This window comes from Streptomyces pseudovenezuelae (genome assembly GCF_029892565.1).
Lineage (GTDB): Bacteria > Actinomycetota > Actinomycetes > Streptomycetales > Streptomycetaceae > Streptomyces > Streptomyces pseudovenezuelae_A.
Genome location: NZ_JARXVH010000004.1, coordinates 436,510 through 453,584, shown reverse-complemented (window position 1 = coordinate 453,584; position 17,075 = coordinate 436,510). Strand labels below are relative to the sequence as shown.

The following is a 17,075-nucleotide window of genomic DNA, read 5'->3' as shown; positions in this document are numbered from 1 at the left end:
TAGCGCGGCGTGCGCTGCTTGCGGCAGCGCTCAGAGGCCGCCGTTGGATCTGAGGTCTTGAGTCACCTGCTTCCAGTGGTCCGGGCAGTAGACGTTCACGGCCGTTACGAGTAGCTCGTTGGCGTCCGCCTGCTTCAAGCCCCAGTGCTGGCCGGCTGGGTACAGGTCGTCCCCGTGCAGATCAAAGAGATCTCCCACGCTGTGCCCTTGAGTCAGGCCGTTGCACCACTTCGGCGGGAAGTCGAGAAGCTCCTGATCCGTTGGCTTGCCCTCGGCGTACGGCATGTCTCGGGCTGCCTTGAGATAGCGGTCTTCTTTGCTGGCGGTTGGCGTGCCCTTCGGGTGTGCGTCGTGGTGTCTGGCGTCGTCTCTGCTTCCGCAGGCGGTGAGACTGGCGAGTAGCGCGACGGCGAGCAGCATGGCGGTGCGAGTCATAGGTCCCCCCAGATCTATTGATGCTGACGAGGATCATGCCGTGGCTGTGTCCCCTGACGCGAGTGAGGAGAATGCTGCGCTGTGTGAAGGCACTCCGGATCGAATGCTGACGGCGTGTGTTGACGCTTCCGCGATGCTTCCGCGCGCCGGTGAATTTCCCTAACGCCGTGCCTGCAGATGGATACTTGGCAACAACTGATCGACAGCGGGACGAAGTTGCTGCCGCTGACGGTCAGGAAGGACGCTTCGGCCAGCGGACACGTGCACTGACGTGCTGTCGTCCGCCTCGACGGCCCGGCCGGCCCCGACGACGAACCTCCGGCTTGGGGGAGTGCGGAACTGCTCATCGACGCCGTGCAGGCTTCGGCTGGTCGAATTTCGGTCCGCACTCCCTACAGCCCGGCCGTTGGTGAGTTGGCGTTGCGCTGGGGCGCACAACTCGACGCTCGGCCCCTGCGAGTCGGCGGTAGCGGGCCAGACGATGACGCAGTTGCCGCGTACGTGGCCAAGTACGTCACCAAGGGAGCGAGCGAGACAGGCGCTGGCACTGACCACACGGTCACTCACTGGGCTGACATCGAGTCGGCGCCCGTCAGCGAACACGTCCGCACTCTCATGAGGGCTTGTTGGCACCTCGGCAGCCTCCCTGAGTACGAACCCCTCCGTCTCCGCGCCTGGACCCACACTCTCGGCTACCGGGGCCACATCCTCACCAAATCTCGTACGTACTCGACGACATACGCGGCGCTCCGGGCCGGGCGCGCCCAACACGTCGGCCATCCCGACATCCCCGACGCGACGACGGATAGGAGCTGGCGTTATATCGGCTCAGGACACACCTCTGGTGCCGCGCTGATTGCAGCTGGGGTCGCCGAAGATCTCGAACTTTCCCGACGTCTCGCCGTCGAGGCGGGCGTAGAGGGGAGGTGGGGGCGATAGCTGATGCATTCGAGCATGATGTCCGGCTTTCGAGCGCGGCGTCCCCGCGAGACTCTTCTGTTCTTGAAATGAAGAGCATGGTCGAGAGCGAGATCGTCATTGTGGATGACGACGGTAATGAGGAACCATTTGATCCCTCAACATGGTTCGAGTGAGGCTGCGGAAACGCCAGACGCGATAAGAGGCTGCATGTTCAATTGAGCCTGGAGTTTATTGACGCCCTCAATTCTCATCCCGTCTTTGTGGGTTGCAAGGGGAGCCAGGCGGGCAGGGTTTTCCCGTCCTCGGCATCTCAGCCCGAAGTCATAGCCGCGAATGGTACCGACCAGACGGTTCAACCAAACAGATGCTCGGAGGTTCTCCAGGTGAGCGCTGACGGTGGCGGACCAGGAACGGGCGATTCCTTGCCTCCTTCAAGTGGTGAGGCAGTTGATGCGGAGTACGTTCGGCGCGTGTACGAACGTGCGATGGACTGGTACAAGGTTGCTGAATCGAAGGCCCAATTTGTTCTCACCGTGAACGGCCTATTGGTGACCGCGATTTTCAGCATCACCGCCGGACATATCTCGGACGGGCGGGAGATGGCTAAAGTGGCAGGAATCGAAACGTGGTGCTTCTTTCTTTTCTCCACTGGTGCGCTTCTCGGAGCAGTGGCATGCGCGGCAGCGTGCCTGTGGTCGCGCCACGGGTCTAACTATAAGGGGACCTTTGCTCTCCTTGGTATGAACCCGGAGGACCCTACTTCTTATCGTCCGGAGGTGCTTTGGTATTTTGGGGATCTGGCCCATCTGGAGATGGAGCCGGCCGCTGCCTTGATTAGCCGAGCGGACCGCAAGTTCGAGATAACTACCCTCTCGTACAATGTGGTCCACTTGGCGCGAATTGTGCTCCGTAAGCATCGATTCATGAATGCTGGATGGGCGTTGACTGCATTGGCTATTGCGTCGCTAATTCTTGGTGGAGTCAGTGTTTTTGTGCGGGCTCAAACTTAGTGATGTCACCCGCACAATCCCGTGGCTTCTGTGCTCTCTCGCCCGAGCCTCGCTGTCAGAGGGCCTGCGCGAAGTCGTCCTCTCGGATCACGAGCCGCTCGCGCACGTCCTTCGGGATCAGGAGGCGCAGGTGGACCTTCGGTGCCCGAACCTTCGGCACCTTCGTGCGTGTGACCTCGCACCGGATGCCGACGCGATACAGGTCCGCGGCCATGGCCTCCATCCCGCCCTCCTGCCAGTGCTCGCGGAACGTCTTTCCGTCGTGGACGTTGACCCACCGGTCCTTCGCCGTCTCGGGGTCGATGGCCTCCAACTCCGCAATGAGCTTGTCCAGCGTCGCTTCTGCCTGCTCTTTGGTGAACCGCGTCTTCGTGTAACGGCCCCCGGGCTCCAGCTCCTTCATGTACAGCGCGATGGCCCCTTGAAGGCGCTTGATCTCCCGCCGTACCTCGGCGCCTTCGGCGTACTGGCGAACCTGTACGGGGAAGTCCCCGAGAACCTTGAGTACGTCTTCCACGAGGCGTTCGTAGACCTGGTTGGGGTTCGGTGCGCCGAGTCCACCGCTCTTGCAGTTGCGGCACCGCAGGTAGTGGTAGGTCCCGAAGCCGTTGTTCGTGATCTGTACGGTCAAGTTCGTCTTGCAGTCCGCGCACAAGAGGACGCCCAGGAACTGAGTCGCTCCGCCGACACGGCGCGGGGGCTGGTTCTTCTTGCGCTTGTCGAGAGCTGCGCCGAGGGTCTCGAACTCCTCCTCCGTGAAGATCGGAGGAGCCACCTTGATGGGCTTGCCGTCCTTGCCGAGGATCGGCTTCGAGCGTCGTTGTCCTCCCTGCTTGTCCTCTTCTACCCGGTAGCCGAGGAGCGCGGGGTTGCGGAGCCGGCGATGGAGCGTTGCCACGGTGAGGCCCTGGCTCATGAGGCCGGACCGCTTCAGGCAGCGGACCATGAACCGGGCGGAGCGTCCTCGAAGCGCCATGCGGCGAGCCCAGTGCAGTGCCCGGTGAGCCTCGGGGTCGATGACGAGACCGAACTTCCCTGAGTCGTTCTCGCCGCAGATGGATACTTCCATTCAAATCGGGCCTACGGGCAGGAAGTTGCTCCCGTTGACCGTGAAGGGCGGGGCGGGGGATTCGGGTGGGCATGTGCACTGAGGTGGGCGGCCTCGGGGTGTGTTCGTCGGGAAGGTGACGGGGAGCCAACCGGCGCTTGCCGGTGGCACGTTGAGGTTCAGGGTGTCGGTTACCGGATAAAGTCGGTATGTCACAACTGGTTGCGGGGGCGGCCGGGGTTGGGTCGGCGTTGCCGACGTCCTGGGGGAAGGCCTGAGCGCATGAGTCGTCGCTCTGCTGGTTTCGTCAACACGTGGGCTGAGGCGCAGCGTCAGTACCAGCGGCAGATCGAGGCCGAGCAGCGGCGACAGCGCGAGGAGCAGCGGCTGGCGCGGGACTACCAGCGGCGTGCGGCTCAGGGGCATCGGGAGTACCGGCAGGCGGAGGCCAGGCGGCGGACGGCGGAGCTGGACGCGCGGGTGGCGGTCCTGCAGGGGCTGCTGGCCGAGGGATGCCGGGCGGCCGCCTTCAGGGCGGCGTCCTTGTTGCGGGCGGTGGACGTGCCGCCGTCCGACCCGGGTCGGCTCGCCTGGCCCGTGCAGATGCCGGATCCACGGCAGTACCAGGCGCACGGCGGCTGGACCGCCAACCGGCGCGCGCAGGCGGAGGCCGAGGCGCGGGCCCGCTTCGAGTACGACCTGCACGCGGCGCAGGCCGCCGAGGCGCAGCGGCAGCAGCAGTTGGCCGCCTTCCAGCGGGAGCACGGGCAACGGGTCGAGGCCCAACGAGCCGACGTACGACGGCACAACGCGGGCATCGACGAGGTGACCGCGGGTGTCCGGCGGGGCGAACCCGACTGCGTGGTCGAGTACTTCTCGGCCGCCCTCTACTCCTCGACCGCCTGGCCGGAGGGTTTTCCTAGGCAGGTGGCCGCGGCCTTCGACGCGTCGGCGCGGCAGTTGGTGCTGGACTGGGAGCTGCCCGGGCTCGACGTCGTACCGGATGCGAAGTCGGTGCGCTATGTACCGTCCCAGGACGAGGACAAGGAGACGGCGCGTTCCGTGACGCAGCGCCGGGCGCTGTACCGCGAAGTGCTGGCGCAGAGCGTGCTGTTGGTCCTGCATCAGGTCTTCGCCGCGGACGAGCATCACGTCCTGGACTCGGTGGCCCTGAACGGTTTCGTGGACGCGCCCGACCCCGCGACGGGCCGGCAGTCCCATCTCTTCCTGGCCACCGTCATGGCCCAGCGATCGGCCTTCACCGACCTGCAGTTGGAACAGGTGGACGCGAGCAGTTGTCTGACTACGGCGCTCCGGGGGCAGCTCACGCCCCGGCCCGACCAACTCGCCTCCGTGCGGCCGAGCCGCCGGCCCCAGGACGCCGGCGACCAGGTCGTCACCCATGGCGGCGGTGTCGAGGAGCCGGACCTGTACGGCATGGACCCGATCGCCTTCGAGTCCCTCGTCGCCGACCTGCTCCGCGCCATGGGCATGGAGGCGGTGACGACACAGCGCTCGAACGACGGTGGCGTGGACGTCGACGCGCTGGATCCGACGCCCATCCGGGGCGGCAAGATCGTCGTCCAGGTGAAGCGGTACCGCAACACCGTGCCGCCCACCGCGGTGCGCGATCTGTACGGCACGGTCCAGGACGTCGGTGCCAACAAGGGCGTACTGGTGACGACTTCGGGCTTCGGCCCGGGCTCGCACACCTTCGCCCGCGGCAAGCCGCTGGAGCTGATCGCGGGTGGCGAACTCGTCGACCTGCTGCACCGGCACGGACTTCGCGGACGCCTGGGGGAGAGCGGGCGACCCGTGCCCGCGCAGAGGACGGCTCCGGCCGGTCCCGGGACTCCGGCCGGTCCCGTGCCTGTGCCCGACGACTACAACGTGCTGGGCATGACGTGGTCCGGCACCGTCGCGTTGGACGTCTGCGCCCTCGTCTGCCGTGGCGATCGCGTCCTCAGCGAAGACCACTTCGTCTTCTTCAACAACCCGCGGAGTCCGGACGGTTCGGTGCGTGCCGTGCCGGCCGCGGCGCCGGACAAGGCGGCGATCCGTGTCGCCTTCGACGCGCTGCCGGCCGACGCCGATCGGTTCGTGCTGGTCGCGGCCGTCGATCCGGAGGTGAACCCGGATGCCGATCTGTCCGGGTTCACCGAGGCCTGCATCCGGTTGCTGGACCCCGCGTCGACCGAACTGGGCCGACTCGAAGTCTCCGACGGCCGCTCCGGCGAGACCGCGTTGGTGCTCGGCTCCTTCCGCCGCAGACCCGGTGGTGACTGGGACTTCGTGCTGGGCGGACGGGGCTACCCGGGAGGCCTGGAGCAGCTCGTCCAGGACTACGGCATCGAAGTGGAGTGACGCGCACGGAGGTTGGGCGAGCCACTTGTCCGGAGGGTGCGCGGGTCGCTCGGCGTCCGTGACCGGTTCAGCCGGCGTCCGAGTCAGGGCCGTAGAACGCGGCGATGTCCTCGGACTTCGCCCAGCGGCTGTAGGTGGGGGACTGGGGCCAGTTCTCGGGGGAGTCCTGCCATTCCTCCTGGCGGCCGTACGGGAGGAGGTCGATCAGGGCGAAGGTGTGGGTGAGTTGCTCGGTGCCGCGGCCGGTGGTGTGCCAGGTGCGGTAGACGGTGTCGCCGTCGCGGAGGAACACGTTGACCGCGAAGCCGCCGTCGGGGGGTGCGCCGACGTCGGCGCCGAAGGAGCTGTTCGCGGTGGAGTACCACGTCATCCGGTTGCCGACCCGCTGCTTGTAGGCGAGTGCTTCCTTGATCGGGCCCTGGGTGACGATGACGAATCGCGCGTCGTAGTTGTCCAGGAACTCCAGGCGGGTGTACTGCGAGGTGAGCCCGGTGCAGCCGGGGCACTGCCACTCCTTGCCGGCGAACCACATGTGGTTGTAGACGATCAGCTGGCTCTTGCCGTCGAAGACGTCCGCCAGCCGGACGGGGCCGTCCTCGCCCTCAAGGGTGTAGTCCGGCATCTCGACCATCGGCAGCCGACGACGCTCCGCGGCGATGGCGTCGAGCTCCCGCGTCGCGGCCTTCTCGCGGGCGCGGAGCGCTTCGAGCCGTTGTTCCCAGGTCGCGGTGTCGACGACGGGTGGCAGGGCGGCTTTGGTGGTCATGGTCCCCTCACAGAGCTCGGGCGCAGCTTTCGCTCGTGGAGAGGTAGACCTCGCGGGGCCGCGGAACTCATCGGTCGGTGGGCGATGAATTCCGGGCGGGGGTGAGCTGGCGGGCTGTCCGGCGGGCGTGAGGGCGTAGACGACACCGTGCTGGGGCGTCGACACCGCGCGGCGCTCGACGATGCCCGCCTCCACCAGCTCCTTGAGCCGGGTGGAGAGCACGTTCGTGGGGATGCCGGGCAGTCCGGGCCGTCGACGAGGGTGCGGACGAGGGCACGGACGAGGGTGCGGACGAGGCGGGCGCGGGTGTGGTCGCCGATCCGGCCGTTCCGGGATCGCGTATCGGGTTCCGCCAGGTTCCCGAGGACAGGACGGTCAAGAACCGGCTGCACTACGCCACGTTCGCCGACCCCGAGGGCAACGAGTTCGACGTGATCGCACGCTGATCGCCGTTGGCCCTCAGGGTCGGCTCGCCCCTGCTGGGGCTAGGGCCTGGTCGCTCGGACGACGGCCGAGTGCATGCCGTCGGCGACGGGGTGGGTGGGTGTGATGTCGACGTCCGTGAAGCCCGCCGCTTCGAGGCCCTCGCGGTACTCCGTGAAGGACAGGGCGCCGGCGACGCAGCCGACGTAGTCACCGCGTTCGGCGCGTTGGGCGGGCGTCAGGGTGTCGTCGGCGATCACGTCGGAGATGCCGATGCGGCCGCCCGGCTTCAGTACGCGGAAGGTCTCGGCGAAGACGGCGGGCTTGTCGACGGACAGGTTGATCACGCAGTTGGAGATGACGACGTCGACGGTGTTCGCGGGGAGCGGGATCGACTCGATCGTGCCCTTGAGGAACTCGACGTTCGTCGCCTTCGCCAACTCGGCGTTGGCCAGGGCGAGTTGGAGCATCTCGTCGGTCATGCCGAGGCCGTAGGCCTTGCCGGTGGGGCCGACGCGGCGGGCGGAGAGCAGTACGTCGATGCCGCCGCCGGAGCCGAGGTCGAGGACGCGTTCGCCTTCCCGGAGTTCGGCCACGGCGGTGGGGTTGCCGCAGCCGAGGGAGGCGGCGACGGCCTTGGCCGGCAGGGCGTCGCGCTCGTCGGCGTCGTAGAGGGTCGAGCCGAAGTTCGCGTCGACCTCGGCGGGCTGCGGGCCGCAACAGGCGGTACGGCCTTCGGTGACGGCGGTGGCCGCTGCGGCGTAGCGCCGGCGGACGGTCTCGCGCAGGTCGGTGGACTGATCGGGCATGGGGCACTCCTGAACGGTTTGTATTGACGTTCGTCGATGCAACCCTGCGCCTTGGATTGAAGGACGCCAATGTAGACGTATGTCGAAACAGGAGTTGAAGATCCTCGGCCAGGACGAGGACGAGGACGAGGACGAGGACGAGGGCGAGGGCGAGGGCGAGGACGCCGCCGGCGACGGCTGCTGCGAAGGGCTTGCGTCGGCTCCGCTGGACGAGGACCGCGCGGCCGAACTGGCAAAGATCTTCAAGGCCTTGGGTGATCCCGTGCGGCTGCGGTTGCTGTCGATGATCGCCTCGCGCGGGGCGGGTGGTGAGGGCGGTGAGGTGTGCGTGTGCGAGCTGACGCTCGCCTTCGAGCTGTCCCAGCCGACGATCTCGCATCACCTGAAGTTGCTGCGGCAGGCGGGGCTCATCGACTGTGAGCGGCGGGGGACTTGGATCTATTACCGGGTGCTGCCGGGGGTTCTGGACCGGGTGGCCGGCTTCCTGACCGCACCCCGGCTCCGGTCCGCCGAGATGTCCGCGTGACCGCTCCCGGCGACCGTCCGTCCGTGCTGTTCGTCTGCGTCCACAACGCGGGCCGTTCCCAGATGGCCGCGGCCTTCCTCGCCCGCCTCGCCGGTGACCGGATCGAGGTCCGATCGGCTGGCTCGGCGCCTGCCGACACCGTCAACCCGGCCGTGGTGGAGGCGATGAGGGAAGTCGGCGTCGACATCTCCGCGAACACGCCGAAGGTGCTCACCGGCGATGCCGTGCGCGCGTCGGACGTCGTGATCACGATGGGGTGCGGCGACACCTGCCCCGTCTTCCCGGGCAAGCGGTACCTCGACTGGCAGCTCGACGACCCGGCCGGTCAGGGGGTTGCCGCGGTGCGTCCGGTCCGGGACGGGATCGAGCGGCGGATCCGGGGGCTGGCCGCCGAGTTGGGGAGCTGAGGGGTGGCCAGGGGGCGGGTGGCAAGGTGGTCGACGTGAGGGGCGTCCTTCGGCCGGTACAGGAAGATCGTCGAACTCCTGGAGGGCCCGCCGGGAGGCTCCCGCGCTAGGCGATCGGCGCCAAGTGGGACAAGTGGGTTCCGTAGAACCTCGTCAGTTCCGTGACCGCCTCTGTGACCGGGCCGTCCTTGTCGTACAGGTCGACATGCGTCGCCCCCTCGATCCAGTGGAGTTCCTTCGGGCCCGTCGTCTTCTGGAAGGCCTCCCCGCTCATCCAGGACGTCACCGCCTCGCGGCCGGCGATCAGGAGCAGGGGGCGGGACAGGAGCGGGAGGGCGTGGAAGGCGTCGAAGAGGGCGAGATGGTCGACGCTCGTCCAGGTCAGGGACTTGGCCGAGCGGGGGTGGGCGGCGCGGGGGGTGCAGTAGTACTCCCAGCCTTCGTACACGTGGGGGCCGGCCTTGCGGGCCTCCTCCTCGGTGGCCGGGAAGAGGGGGAAGGTCGGCAGGGTCTCGCCGTGCGCCTCCGCCGTGCGGGCCGCTGCAGCCGCCGACAGCATGCCCTGGAAGACCGCCGGGTCCTGGGCGCCGTCCGCGCCCAGGCGGAACTGACGGGCGATGTCCGCGGCGCTCACCGTGGCGATTGCCCGGACGCGCTGGTCGGTGGCGGCGGCCGTCAGGGCGTAGCCGCCCGAGGCGCAGATGCCCAGGGCGCCGATGCGGTCGGGGGCCACGTCGGCGCGGGTGGTGAGGTAGGAGACCGCGGCCTTGAGGTCCTCGACCCGCTGGGCCGGGTTCTCCAGGCTGCGCGGCTCGCCCTCGCTCTCGCCCTGGTGGGCCGCGTCGAAGGCCAGGGTGACAAAGCCCTGCTCGGCGAGACGGCGTGCGTACAGGCCCGCCGCCTGTTCCTTCACGCCGCTGCCGGGATGGCCGACGACGATCGCCGGGAGGGGGGTGGGTGTATCGCCGGCGGGGGAGGGGGCGGAGCCGGGGGTGTAGAGGTGGGCGGCGATCTTCAGGCCCGCGCTGAGGAAGGTGACGTCCGTTCGCATGGGGTCCGTTCGCATGGGGTGTCCTGCTCTTTCGGTCGCGTCGAAACGGTGGCTTCGTCATTCACCGTCGCGCCGGGCGGCACCCCGGTGCCAGGGACGACCCTGCCTATGCAAGCCAGTACCAGGCACACGGGACCGATCGCGCGGACACTGGACCCATGGTGGAACTCCCTGGCAACGAGCTCGGCGCCTTCCTGCGCTCCCGTCGTGCCGCCCTCGATCCGCGCGAGGCGGGGATGCCGGACGACGGGCGGTTGCGGCGGGTGCCGGGGCTGCGGCGGGAGGAGTTGGCCCAGCTCGCGCACGTCAGTGTCGACTACGTCGTACGGCTGGAGCAGGGGCGTACCCGGCGGGTCTCGCGGCCGGTGCTCGACGCGCTCGCCGAGGCCCTGCGGCTCGCTCCGGACGAACGGGACTACCTGTTCGCCGTCGCGGATCTCACCGATGTCTCCGCCGCGGGGCCCGTGCGGCGGCGGGCCGCCCGTACGGAAGTGGCGCCCCGGCTGCGGCAGTTGCTGGACACCATGCCCGACGTACCCGCGATGGTTCTGAACCGGCGGATGGACGTGCTCGCCTGGAACCGCGGGGCAGCCGCCCTGCTGACCGACTTCGGTGGAGTGCCCCTGCCCGAGCGCAACCTGATCCGGCTGACCTTCCTCGACGACGACTTCCGGGCCCTGTACGGGGACTGGCCGCGGGCCGCCCGTGAATGCGTCGCCGTGCTGCGCATGGAGGCCGGACGCACCCCGGACGACCCCGCGTTGGCCGCGCTGGTCGGTGAACTCGGCGTCCGCGACCCGGACTTCCGCGTCTGGTGGGCCACCCACCAGGTGCGCGGGCCGCGCCGGCTCACCAAGGTCTACGTCCACCCCGTCGCCGGCACGCTCACCCTCGACGTCCAGCAGTTCTCCGTCGACACCCATCCCGACCAGCAACTGGTCGCCTACACGGCACAACCCGACTCGCCCTCCTACGAGGCCCTGCGCTTCCTGCTGCAGTGGTCCTCGACACGCACCGACACCAAACCGTGAGCAGCCGGACCGGCCGACGCGCGCATCCGTAATAGGGGCCAGTGCGTCTACGTCGGTATGGACCTGGAGAAATCTCCCGCCGACCGGCCCGCCCGGCAGACGCCCGAGGGGTGTCTCGTCGTGGCGATACGCCTGCCCGTGCGGATCGTCGCGCTCGTGCTGATCGTGCCGGTGCGGATGGTGTGGGACGCGCTCGTGGTCGCCTGGCGGTTCCTGACGGACACGGTGTTCCGGCCGGTGGGGCGAGCCCTGGGGTGGCTCGCGCGGGCCGTCTTCGTCTGGCCGTTCGTGGGGCTGTGGCGGTACGGGGTCGTGCCTCTGGGGAAGGCGCTCGGGTGGCTGTTCGGTGTCCTGGTCGTCGTGCCGCTGGTGTGGCTGTACCGGTCGGTGCTGACGCCGGTGGGGCATGGCCTGGTCTGGGCCGTGCGGAGCTTCGGGGACGGACTGGTGTGGGTGTACGCACGCGTGCTCACGCCTCTCGGGCACGGCGTGGTGTGGGTCCTCCATGGCGTGGTGTGGGTTCTCACGCCGTTGGGGCGGGCGGTGGTGTGGTGCGCCAAGGGGCTCGCGTGGGTCGCGAGCACGATCGTCACCGGGATCGGCGTCGGCCTGTCCGGGATCGGCGTCGGGCTGTACTGGATCGCGCGCGTGCTGCTCGTTCTGCCCGCGCTGGCGTTGTGGCGGTGGGTGTTCGTGCCCGTAGGGCGGGCGCTCGCCGTCGTCGGGCGCGAGGTGGCGGACGCGGTCGGGCACGCGTGGCGGGTCGCGTCCCGGATCTCGCTCGCCGTCGGACGGTTCCTTGGCACCCTCTTCCGGTGGATCTTCGTCGAGCCCGTGCGGTGGGTGTACCGGACGGTGCTGACGCCGGTCGGGCACGTCGTCCGGGACGCCGTGGTGCGGCCCGTCGCCGAGGTCGCGCGCACGGTGGGGCGGGCCGGCAGGGAGGCGCTGGCCGCCGCCCGCGAGTCCGTGCGGCAGGCGCGGGCCGACTTCCGGCGGATGCTCTTCGGAGAGCCCGCGCCCGTCGAGGCGGTCGGCCGTCGGGAACCGTCGGGGCCCGAGACACGTACTCTAGGTAGCAGTACGACCGCACTCACGAAGGACTGAACGACACTGGGCAAGCGACAGCCCGAAGGCCCACCGCCCGCACCTGCGGTGCAGCGCATCCGACTGCGCTACACCAAGCGCGGCCGCCTCCGGTTCACCAGCCATCGTGACTTCCAGCGCGCCTTCGAGCGTGCGTTGCGCCGTGCCGAGGTGCCGATGGCCTACTCGGCGGGGTTCACACCGCATCCGAAGGTGTCGTACGCCAATGCCGCACCCACCGGCACGGGCAGTGAGGCGGAGTACCTGGAGATCGCGCTCACCGCCGCGCGCGATCCGGAGAAACTGAGAGCGCTGCTGGACGAGTCGATGCCCACCGGACTCGATGTCGTGGACGCGGTCGAGGCCCGGACCTCCGGGCTCGCGGACCGGCTCACGGCCTCCGTGTGGGAGCTGCGGCTGGACGGTGCGGATCCGGCGGAGGTCGAGCGGGCCGTCGTTGCGTTCAATGCCGCCGGTGCCGTCGAGGTCCAGCGCATGACCAAGAACGGTGTTCGAACCTTCGACGCCCGCTCCGCGGTCGTACACTTGGAAACGCACACTTCGCAGGCTGATAGGCCGACGGACCAGCCCTGTGCGATACTGCGGCTGGTTGTTCGGCACGTGACGCCTGCCGTACGACCCGACGACGTCCTGTCCGGTCTCCGCGCCGTGGCCGACCTGGCGCCGCCGGTCCCCGCAGCGGTGACCAGGCTGGCGCAGGGGCTGCTCGATGAAGAGACCGGCACGGTGACCGACCCGCTCGCGCCCGACCGCGAGGCTGCGACGGCTGTAACCACGGCCGATTCCGCTGCCACCGCGAAGGCGCCGGTGTAAGGAAGGTCCCGCGAAGGACGGACGTCGTAGCGCCGCCCTCGTACTCGGGAGCCACCTGGGTCGGGCAGTGCACTGACCACAAGACTTTCGCCAGGCCGTACGCAACATGGCGTACGGAACCGGCGAGACAGGACACTAGAGAGTTCCCGTGCGGCGCCCGCGCCCCGGACGGCGGCACCGCGCATCGCGCGAGCCGCGGACGTCAGCGGTGGTCGATGCCATCGACACCGGACCAGGTGCGGCGCCCGGGAGCCTGACGGGAGAAACGCCCGCATGCTCGAACCGACCGAACCCACCGAGGGTTCCGAACAGAACACCCCCAGCGACACACTGCCGCCGCGTCGTCGGCGCCGTGCCGCTTCCCGACCCGCAGGTCCGCCGGTCGGCGGTGCCGCCGAGGCTCCGGAAGACGTTGTCGCGCCGGCCATACCGGCCGAGGACGACGAGAAGGTCGACGAGACCCTTGAGGTAGCGGCGACCGAGGAGACCGAAGACACGGACGAGGCTGCCGTCGCGGAAGCCGCCGTGGAGGAAGCCGCGCCCGCTGCTCGTCCGCGTCGTCGTGCGACCCGTCGGGCCTCCGCGCCCGCCGGTGCGCCGGTGGCGGCCGAGGCGGCCGAGACCGTGGTGCCCGCGACCGTCGTCGAGACGGCCGAGGCACCTGCAGTGGCCGCGCCCGAGAGCGCCGACGAGGCGGACTCCGACGAGGACGCCGCTCCGCGCCGTACCCGCCGTCGTGCCACCCGCCGGGTGTCCGCGCCCGCCGGTGCGCCGGTGGCCGCCGAGACGGCCGAGACGGTGGTGCCGGCCACGACCGCGGCGGCGCCCGCCGCCGATGAGACTCCCGTTGCCGCCGAGGTTGCGGCCGAAGAGGCCCCGGACGCCGGTCGTCCCCGCCGTCGCGCCTCGCGCCGGGCTTCCGCGCCCGCCGGTGCGCCGAATGTGGACGCCGCTGCCGAGGCCGACGTAGCTGACGCGACTGTCGAGGCGCCTGCCGCCTCCGCCGAGGCCGACGCCGGTTCCGCCTCCACTGACGAGGACGCCGCTCCCCGTCGTACCCGCCGTCGCGCCACCCGCCGGGTGACCGCGGCCGCAGGTGAGCCTGCCGAAGGCCGCACCGACGAGGTGGCCGAGCCGGTGGAGACCGCGGCCGCGCCCGTGAACGGGCGTGACACCGAGACCGTTTCCGCCGAGGCGCCCGCCGCCGAAGCCCCCGCTTCCGCTTCCGCCGACGAGGACGGCGCCCCCCGTCGTGCCCGTCGACGGTCCGCCCGTAAGGCCGCCGGTGGGTTCGCCGCGCCCGCGGCGGTCGCCGACGCGACCGGGGGCGAGGACGAGACGTCGCGCCGGCCCGCGCGACCCGCGGTCGCCGTGTTCCAGGCACCCGTGTTCACCGAGCCCAGGTTCCAGACGCCCGAGCGTGCCGCGGCCCAGGCCGCTGCCGAGGCCACGGACGTCGACGAGCCCGAGGAGCAGGCCGAGGAAGTCGTCGAGGAAGCGCCCGTCGCACCGCGCCGCCGCCGTCGTGGCCGGGGTGCCGCGGTCGCCGAGGAGACCGTGACGCGGACCGTCGAGCCCGTCGTCGAGGACGAGCCGGAGGAGGTCGACGAGTCGGCCGAGGACGCCGTCGACGACGACGATTCCGAGGACACCGGTTCGCGCCGGCGCCGTCGCAGGGGCGGCCGTCGCCGTCGTCGCGGCGAGTCCGCCGAGAACGGTGGCGAGGACGACGTGGACGAGTCCGACGAGCCCGCCACCGCGCACGACAACGAGCAGACCGACGAGGACGACGACGAGTCCGACGACGAGGCGCAGGGCGGCGAGTCCGGTGGCTCCAGCTCCAGCAGCCGTCGTCGTCGCCGGCGCCGTCGCCGGGCCGGAGACAGCGGTACGGACATCGAGCCCACCGAGGGCGACCCGGAGCGCACCGTCGTCAAGGTGCGCGAGCCGCGCAAGCAGTCCGAGCCGTCCGACGAGGTGCAGTCCATCAAGGGCTCGACCCGTCTGGAGGCCAAGAAGCAGCGCCGCCGCGAAGGCCGTGAGCAGGGGCGCCGACGCGTCCCGATCATCACCGAGGCCGAGTTCCTGGCCCGCCGCGAGGCCGTCGAGCGCGTGATGGTGGTCCGCCAGTACGGCGACCGTACGCAGATCGGCGTCCTGGAGGACGGCGTGCTCGTCGAGCACTACGTCAACAAGGAGCAGGCCACCTCGTACGTCGGCAACGTCTACCTGGGCAAGGTCCAGAACGTGCTGCCGTCGATGGAGGCCGCCTTCATCGACATCGGCAAGGGCCGCAACGCCGTCCTGTACGCCGGTGAGGTCAACTTCGAGGCGCTGGGCATGGCCAACGGGCCGCGCCGCATCGAGGCCGCCCTGAAGTCCGGCCAGTCCGTGCTCGTCCAGGTGACGAAGGACCCGATCGGCCACAAGGGCGCGCGTCTCACCAGCCAGGTCTCCCTCCCCGGGCGCTACCTCGTGTACGTCCCCGAGGGCTCCATGACCGGCATCAGCCGCAAGCTGCCCGACACCGAGCGGGCCCGGCTGAAGACCATCCTCAAGAAGATCGTCCCCGAGGACGCGGGCGTCATCGTGCGCACCGCCGCCGAGGGCGCGAGCGAGGACGAGCTGCGCCGCGATGTCGAGCGGCTGCAGGGTCAGTGGGAGGACATCCAGAAGAAGACGAAGAACGGCGGCAGCTCCAACGCGCCGACGCTCCTGTACGGCGAGCCGGACATGACCGTCCGGGTCGTCCGCGACATCTTCAACGAGGACTTCACCAAGGTCGTCGTCAGCGGTGACGAGGCGTGGGACACCATCCACGGCTACGTCTCGCACGTCGCCCCCGACCTCGCCGACCGGCTGTCGAAGTGGACCTCCGAGGTCGACGTCTTCGCCACGTACCGGATCGACGAGCAGCTCGCCAAGGCCCTGGACCGCAAGGTCTGGCTGCCCAGCGGCGGTTCGCTGGTGATCGACCGGACCGAGGCGATGGTCGTCGTCGACGTCAACACCGGCAAGTTCACCGGTCAGGGCGGCAACCTCGAAGAGACCGTCACGCGCAACAACCTGGAGGCGGCCGAGGAGATCGTCCGCCAGCTGCGGCTGCGCGACCTCGGCGGCATCATCGTCATCGACTTCATCGACATGGTCCTGGAGTCCAACCGGGACCTGGTGCTGCGGCGCCTGCTGGAGTGCCTGGGCCGGGACCGTACGAAGCACCAGGTCGCCGAGGTGACCTCGCTGGGCCTCGTACAGATGACCCGCAAGCGGGTCGGCCAGGGTCTGCTGGAGTCCTTCTCCGAGACCTGCGTCCACTGCAACGGCCGCGGTGTCATCGTGCACATGGAGCAGCCGAGCTCCGCCGGTGGCGGCGGCAAGCGCAAGAAGCGCGGGCGCGGCGGCGACGGGCACACGCACGAGCACGAGTCCGCGGGCACCGTGGACACGCACGAGGAGACCGAGGCCGAGGTCGCCGCCGAGGTGGCCGAGCCGATCGCGCTCGACGGACCCGCGTTCACGCCCGACGAGGAGCTGTACAGCAGCGTCGCCGAGGCGGAGGCCGCGGTCCGCAGCGGCCGTTCGCGGCGCCGCGCCGGCCGACGCGCGTCGGCCCCGGCGGGTGCGCCCCGCCGGGAGAACAGGTCGGACGAGCACAGGTCCGACGAGTACCGGGCGGAGCAGCCCGCGGCCGAGGTGCCGACGGCGCAGTCCGTGACGGCCGAGGCCGCCGCTCAGCGTCCGGTGCGGTCGGAGTCGGCCGCCGAGGCGCTCGCCGAGCCCGCCGCCGTGGCGGACCCGGTCGTTCCGGCCGAGGCCCCCGCAGCCGACGAGGCCGCGCCCAAGGGACGTACCCGTCGTCGCGCCACCCGCAAGGTGTCGGCGCCCGCCGGTTCGCCCGCGGGAGCGGAGACCTCCGTGGTGACGGTCACCGAGACGGCGCCCGAGCGGCAGCCGGAGGCGGCTCCCGCCGCGGCCGAGCAGCCCGAGGCGCCGGTCGAGACCGCTGCCCCGGCCCGCCCGCGCCGCCGCGCCGTCCGCAAGGCCACCGCGCCCACCGCGTCCGAGGAGGCGGCCGTCATGGTCGTCCCGTCGGCGGAGGCGCCGGCCCCGGTCGCCGCCGAGGAGTCCGCGGAGGCTCCGGCGGCCGAGAAGACGGCCCGCAAGACGGCCAAGAAGGCCACGGCGAAGAAGGCCGCGGCCAAGGCGACCGCCACCAAGAAGACCGCGGCCAAGAAGACGGCCGCGAAGAAGGCGACGGTCAAGAAGGCGGCCAAGGCGGCCACCGCCAAGAAGTCCGCGTCGAAGAAGACGGTGGCGGCGGAGCAGTCCCCGTCGGGTGTGTCGGTCTCTACGGAGGACTGACG

The 17,075-nt window shown here is 70.1% G+C and carries 13 protein-coding genes and 3 pseudogenes; 10 read left to right on the top strand and 6 right to left on the bottom strand.

From position 1 onward, the window contains the following. Positions 1–30: 30 nt before the first annotated feature. The gene (locus M2283_RS14870; RefSeq protein ID WP_280876664.1) at positions 31–420 is read right to left on the bottom strand and encodes a hypothetical protein; all 390 of its coding nucleotides are present in this window, start codon (positions 418–420) and stop codon (positions 31–33) included. 300 nt (positions 421–720) lie between these two features. On the opposite strand from M2283_RS14870, the pseudogene M2283_RS14865 reads away from it, so the two are divergent. Both M2283_RS14865 and M2283_RS14860 read left to right on the top strand, forming a co-directional pair. After that, a pseudogene (locus M2283_RS14865) lies at positions 721–1,374 on the top strand (replication initiator); the annotation flags it as partial. 467 nt (positions 1,375–1,841) lie between these two features. After that, on the top strand, positions 1,842–2,366 hold the full coding sequence (locus M2283_RS14860; RefSeq protein WP_280876662.1) for a hypothetical protein: 525 nt from the start codon (positions 1,842–1,844) through the stop codon (positions 2,364–2,366). Positions 2,367–2,421: 55 nt separating this feature from the next. On the opposite strand, the pseudogene M2283_RS14855 reads toward M2283_RS14860, so the two are convergent. Beyond that, a pseudogene (locus M2283_RS14855) lies at positions 2,422–3,414 on the bottom strand (recombinase zinc beta ribbon domain-containing protein); the annotation flags it as partial. A gap of 282 nt (positions 3,415–3,696) precedes the next feature. Here M2283_RS14855 and M2283_RS14850 point away from each other — a divergent pair. Then, positions 3,697–5,778 carry a restriction endonuclease gene (locus M2283_RS14850; protein WP_280876661.1) on the top strand — a complete coding sequence of 694 codons (2,082 nt, stop codon included), beginning with the start codon at positions 3,697–3,699 and terminating at the stop codon, positions 5,776–5,778. A 67-nt stretch (positions 5,779–5,845) separates the two neighbouring features. Here M2283_RS14850 and M2283_RS14845 read toward each other — a convergent pair whose 3' ends face one another. Next, on the bottom strand, positions 5,846–6,544 hold the full coding sequence (locus M2283_RS14845; RefSeq protein ID WP_280876660.1) for a DUF899 domain-containing protein: 699 nt from the start codon (positions 6,542–6,544) through the stop codon (positions 5,846–5,848). Between the two features lie 126 nt (positions 6,545–6,670). Continuing rightward, a pseudogene (locus M2283_RS51930) lies at positions 6,671–6,778 on the bottom strand (winged helix-turn-helix transcriptional regulator); the annotation flags it as partial. A gap of 74 nt (positions 6,779–6,852) precedes the next feature. Here M2283_RS51930 and M2283_RS14840 point away from each other — a divergent pair. Next, complete coding sequence (locus tag M2283_RS14840) at positions 6,853–6,990, top strand: hypothetical protein (RefSeq protein ID WP_280876659.1); 138 nt, start codon at positions 6,853–6,855, stop codon at positions 6,988–6,990. Between the two features lie 39 nt (positions 6,991–7,029). Here M2283_RS14840 and arsM read toward each other — a convergent pair whose 3' ends face one another. Continuing rightward, positions 7,030–7,776: an arsenite methyltransferase gene (arsM, locus tag M2283_RS14835; protein WP_280876658.1), complete on the bottom strand. Its 747-nt coding sequence runs from the start codon at positions 7,774–7,776 to the stop codon at positions 7,030–7,032. A gap of 79 nt (positions 7,777–7,855) precedes the next feature. Here arsM and M2283_RS14830 point away from each other — a divergent pair, with 79 nt between their 5' ends. After that, entirely contained in the window at positions 7,856–8,302 is a 447-nt protein-coding gene (locus M2283_RS14830; RefSeq protein ID WP_280876657.1) for an ArsR/SmtB family transcription factor, read from the top strand. Then, positions 8,299–8,709 carry an arsenate reductase ArsC gene (locus M2283_RS14825; protein ID WP_280876656.1) on the top strand — a complete coding sequence of 137 codons (411 nt, stop codon included), beginning with the start codon at positions 8,299–8,301 and terminating at the stop codon, positions 8,707–8,709. The genes M2283_RS14830 and M2283_RS14825 overlap by 4 nt, the downstream gene beginning before the upstream one ends. 106 nt (positions 8,710–8,815) lie before the next feature. On the opposite strand, the gene M2283_RS14820 is transcribed toward M2283_RS14825, so the two are convergent. Next, complete coding sequence (locus tag M2283_RS14820; RefSeq protein ID WP_280876655.1) at positions 8,816–9,775, bottom strand: alpha/beta hydrolase; 960 nt, start codon at positions 9,773–9,775, stop codon at positions 8,816–8,818. A 143-nt stretch (positions 9,776–9,918) separates the two neighbouring features. Here M2283_RS14820 and M2283_RS14815 point away from each other — a divergent pair, with 143 nt between their 5' ends. The 4 genes from M2283_RS14815 to M2283_RS14800 all read left to right on the top strand — a co-directional run bounded on the left by M2283_RS14815 (position 9,919) and on the right by M2283_RS14800 (position 17,073). Then, complete coding sequence (locus M2283_RS14815; protein WP_280876654.1) at positions 9,919–10,791, top strand: helix-turn-helix transcriptional regulator; 873 nt, start codon at positions 9,919–9,921, stop codon at positions 10,789–10,791. A 57-nt stretch (positions 10,792–10,848) separates the two neighbouring features. Continuing rightward, positions 10,849–11,898, top strand: a complete 1,050-nt coding sequence (locus M2283_RS14810; RefSeq protein WP_280876653.1) for a hypothetical protein — start codon at positions 10,849–10,851, stop codon at positions 11,896–11,898. Positions 11,899–11,946: 48 nt separating this feature from the next. Further along, positions 11,947–12,711 (top strand): TIGR03936 family radical SAM-associated protein, encoded by a 765-nt coding sequence (locus M2283_RS14805; RefSeq protein ID WP_280876652.1) that lies wholly within the window; start codon positions 11,947–11,949, stop codon positions 12,709–12,711. Between the two features lie 273 nt (positions 12,712–12,984). Next, positions 12,985–17,073 carry an Rne/Rng family ribonuclease gene (locus M2283_RS14800; protein WP_280876651.1) on the top strand — a complete coding sequence of 1,363 codons (4,089 nt, stop codon included), beginning with the start codon at positions 12,985–12,987 and terminating at the stop codon, positions 17,071–17,073. The last annotated feature ends 2 nt before the right edge of the window (positions 17,074–17,075 follow it).

What these genes read in the sequence shown, in the direction of transcription:
- M2283_RS14810 (WP_280876653.1), top strand. Translation starts at nt 10,849, where the DNA reads ATGGACCTGGAGAAATCTCCCGCCGACCGGCCCGCCCGGCAGACGCCC.
- M2283_RS14860 (WP_280876662.1), top strand. Translation starts at nt 1,842, where the DNA reads ATGGACTGGTACAAGGTTGCTGAATCGAAGGCCCAATTTGTTCTCACC.
- M2283_RS14870 (WP_280876664.1), bottom strand. Translation starts at nt 420, where the DNA reads ATGCTGCTCGCCGTCGCGCTACTCGCCAGTCTCACCGCCTGCGGAAGC.
- M2283_RS14800 (WP_280876651.1), top strand. Translation starts at nt 12,985, where the DNA reads ATGCTCGAACCGACCGAACCCACCGAGGGTTCCGAACAGAACACCCCC.
- M2283_RS14820 (WP_280876655.1), bottom strand. Translation starts at nt 9,775, where the DNA reads ATGCGAACGGACCCCATGCGAACGGACGTCACCTTCCTCAGCGCGGGC.
- arsM (WP_280876658.1), bottom strand. Translation starts at nt 7,776, where the DNA reads ATGCCCGATCAGTCCACCGACCTGCGCGAGACCGTCCGCCGGCGCTAC.
- M2283_RS14815 (WP_280876654.1), top strand. Translation starts at nt 9,919, where the DNA reads ATGGTGGAACTCCCTGGCAACGAGCTCGGCGCCTTCCTGCGCTCCCGT.
- M2283_RS14850 (WP_280876661.1), top strand. Translation starts at nt 3,697, where the DNA reads ATGAGTCGTCGCTCTGCTGGTTTCGTCAACACGTGGGCTGAGGCGCAG.
- M2283_RS14845 (WP_280876660.1), bottom strand. Translation starts at nt 6,544, where the DNA reads ATGACCACCAAAGCCGCCCTGCCACCCGTCGTCGACACCGCGACCTGG.
- M2283_RS14830 (WP_280876657.1), top strand. Translation starts at nt 7,856, where the DNA reads ATGTCGAAACAGGAGTTGAAGATCCTCGGCCAGGACGAGGACGAGGAC.